This window comes from Elioraea sp. (assembly GCF_022842375.1).
Classification (GTDB): domain Bacteria; phylum Pseudomonadota; class Alphaproteobacteria; order Acetobacterales; family Acetobacteraceae; genus Elioraea_A.
Genome location: NZ_JALHPR010000067.1, coordinates 1,767 through 4,720 on the forward strand (window position 1 = coordinate 1,767; position 2,954 = coordinate 4,720).

Here is a 2,954-nt window from a genome sequence, read left to right on the forward strand (position 1 = left end):
GCCTCCAGCTTCGCGACCTTGGTCTTGAGCAGGATCGACTCGTAGCGCTTCTCGACGCGCTTGTGCAGCGGCTTCACGATGTCGCGGTCCGCGCCGGGGATGAGTCCGTCGGCGAGTTCCACCACGGTGATGCGCGACCCCAGGGCGTCGTACACGCAGGCCATCTCGAGGCCGATGATGCCGCCGCCGATCACGAGCATGCGCTTCGGGATCTCCTGCAGTTCCAGCGCGCCGGTGGAGTCCATCAGCCGCTTGTCGTCATAGGGGAAGCCGGGAATCCGGGCGACGGCCGAGCCCGCTGCAATGATGCAGTTGTCGAAGGACACGCGCTTCTTCGTGCCGTCGGTGGCCGTCACTTCGATCATGTGGGGCGAGGTGAATTTGCCGACACCGCTCACCACTTCCACCTTGCGCTGCTTGGCCAGACCGGCCAGACCTTTGGTGAGCCGGCCCACCACGCCGTCCTTCCAGCCGCGCAGGGCGTTGATGTCCACCTCGGGCTTCGCGAACTTCACGCCGAAGTGCGACATCTCGTCGGCCTCGGAGATCACGCGCGCCGCGTGCAGCAGCGCCTTGGAGGGAATGCAGCCCACGTTGAGACACACGCCCCCGAGCGAGGCGTAGCGTTCGATCATCACGACCTTGCGGCCGAGGTCCGCGGCACGGAATGCCGCGGTGTAGCCGCCGGGGCCGGAACCGAGCACGACGACCTCGGCGTGGATGTCGCCCTTCTCGACCGGTCCGGACGATGCCGGAGCCGGGGCGGGCGCGGGCGCAGCGGAGGCAGCGGATTTCGGCGCTTCGGCCTTCGGGGCCGGCGCGGCGGGGGCAGGCGCGGCAGCGGCAGCGTCGGCGGCTTCGAGCATGGCGATGAGCGTGCCCTGCGAAATCTTGTCGCCGACCTTCACCTTGATCTCGCGGATCACGCCGGCGGTGGGCGCGGGGACTTCCATCGTCGCCTTGTCGGACTCCAGCGTGATGAGAGAATCCTCGGCTTTCACGGTGGCGCCGGGCTGCACCAGGATCTCGATGACCGGCACATCCTTGAAATCGCCGATGTCGGGGACTCGGACTTCGACCAGGTTGCTCAACGGGGACTCCTCTTGGGAATGGGTGAAGGGCGGGCTATCGGAGCAGCGCCACCGCGAGGGCGATGCCCGCCGCGATCAGGGCGGCCGATGCCAGCCAGGTGAGTGTCCGCAGCCGTGACGAGATGGACTGGAAGCTCTCGGAGAGCGCCCGGGCCTGCTGGTCCAGCGCGGCCGCCTGCGACTCGGAGTGCACGCGAAGGCGTTCGAGATTGGTCTTGACCAGCTCCAGTTCGAACTTGAGCTGCGCGACATCGGGCGGCACGTCCGCCGCGGGTTGCCGTGCCGGCGCGGGCTCGTCGTCGTCGTCCTTGCGCAGATCGCGCACGAAGGCGGGCACGCGCGCCGCGGCCTTCGCGATCTCGCCCCAGGGGGCGTGTCGAAGCCAGCTCCAGGAAGCCATGGATGCGTCAGCCCCGCACGTGCCCGTCGCCGAGGACGACGAACTTGAGCGAGGTGAGGCCTTCGAGGCCCACGGGGCCGCGTGCGTGCAGCTTGTCGGTGGAGATGCCGATCTCGGCGCCGAGACCGTACTCGAAGCCGTCGGCGAAGCGCGTGGACGCGTTGACCATCACCGAGCTGGAATCCACCTCGCGCAGGAACCGGCGGGCGCGGGTGTAGTTCTCGGTGACGATGGCATCGGTGTGCTGCGAGCCGTAGGTGTTGATGTGCTCGATGGCGGCATTGAGGCCGTCCACGATGCGGATGCTGAGGATCGGCGCCAGGTACTCGGTGTACCAGTCCTCCTCGGTCGCGGGCTTCATGGCGGGGATCACGGCGCGCGCACGGTCGCAGCCGCGCAGTTCGACACCCTTGTCGCCGTAGATCTTCGCGAGCGGCGGCAGCACGCGCTGGGCGATGTCGCCGTGCACCAGCAGCGTTTCCATCGTGTTGCAGGTGCCGTAGCGCTGGGTCTTGGCGTTGTCCGCGACGCGCACGGCCTTGTCGGCATCCGCCTCGTCGTCGATGTACACGTGACAGATGCCGTCGAGGTGCTTGATGACCGGGATGCGCGACTCGGCGCTGATGCGCTCGATGAGGCCCTTGCCGCCGCGCGGGACGATCACGTCGACGTAGTCCTTCATGGTGATGAGTTCGCCCACCGCGGCGCGGTCGGTGGTTTCGATCACCTGCACCGCGGCGGCGGGGAGGCCGGCGGCACGCAGCCCTTCGTGGACGCACGCGGCGATGGCCTGGTTGCAGCGGATGGCCTCCGAGCCGCCGCGCAGTATGGCGGCGTTGCCGCTCTTCAGGCACAGGGCCGCGGCATCGGCGGTGACGTTGGGGCGGGCCTCGTAGATGATGCCGATCACGCCGAGCGGCACCCGCATGCGGCCCACCTGGATGCCGGTGGGGCGGTAGCGGAGGTCGGTGATCTCGCCGATGGGGTCCACCAGCTGCGCGACTTCGCGCAGGCCCTGGGCCATCTGGCTCACGCTCTTCGGGCTCAGGGTGAGGCGGTCGATCATCGCGTCTTCGAGACCCTTGGCGCGGGCCTGGGCGACGTCCTCGGCGTTGGCGTCGAGCAGGCGCTTTGCCTCGCGCTCGACGGCATCGGCGATGGCGAGCAGGGCGGCATCCTTGGCGCGGGTCTCGGCGCGGGCCATCTCGCGGGAGGCCGTGCGGGCCGCCCTGCCGATGCCGTGCATGTAACTCTGGACGTCCATGGTCCGCTCGCTGGGGAAAGAGCCCTGAATTCTAACTGGATTCGGTGGCGAGCCGGACTGTCTCGGGCGCGGCGAGCCGCAGGCCCAGCTGCCGCAGTTCGTCCCAGGCATCGCCCCGGGCCACGCCCTTCGCGATGCGGTCAATTCGCGCGGCCTGGCCGAGCGCCGCCATGAGTTGTGGGCCGGAGCAGCGGCGCAG

3 protein-coding genes are annotated in these 2,954 nt (G+C 69.1%); all 3 read right to left on the reverse strand.

Annotated features, from left to right (window positions below):
* Positions 1-1,091: FAD-dependent oxidoreductase (locus tag Q0C38_RS23030; RefSeq protein ID WP_291299478.1), on the reverse strand; the 1,091-nt coding region annotated here is incomplete at its 3' end.
* 34 nt (positions 1,092-1,125) lie between these two features.
* On the reverse strand, positions 1,126-1,491 hold the full coding sequence (locus Q0C38_RS23035; protein ID WP_291299479.1) for a hypothetical protein: 366 nt from the start codon (positions 1,489-1,491) through the stop codon (positions 1,126-1,128).
* 7 nt (positions 1,492-1,498) lie between these two features.
* Entirely contained in the window at positions 1,499-2,755 is a 1,257-nt protein-coding gene (locus Q0C38_RS23040; RefSeq protein WP_408870065.1) for a glutamate-5-semialdehyde dehydrogenase, read from the reverse strand.
* Between the last annotated feature and the right edge of the window lie 199 nt (positions 2,756-2,954).

What these genes read in the sequence shown, in the direction of transcription:
- Q0C38_RS23035 (WP_291299479.1), bottom strand. Translation starts at nt 1,491, where the DNA reads ATGGCTTCCTGGAGCTGGCTTCGACACGCCCCCTGGGGCGAGATCGCG.
- Q0C38_RS23040 (WP_408870065.1), bottom strand. Translation starts at nt 2,755, where the DNA reads ATGGACGTCCAGAGTTACATGCACGGCATCGGCAGGGCGGCCCGCACG.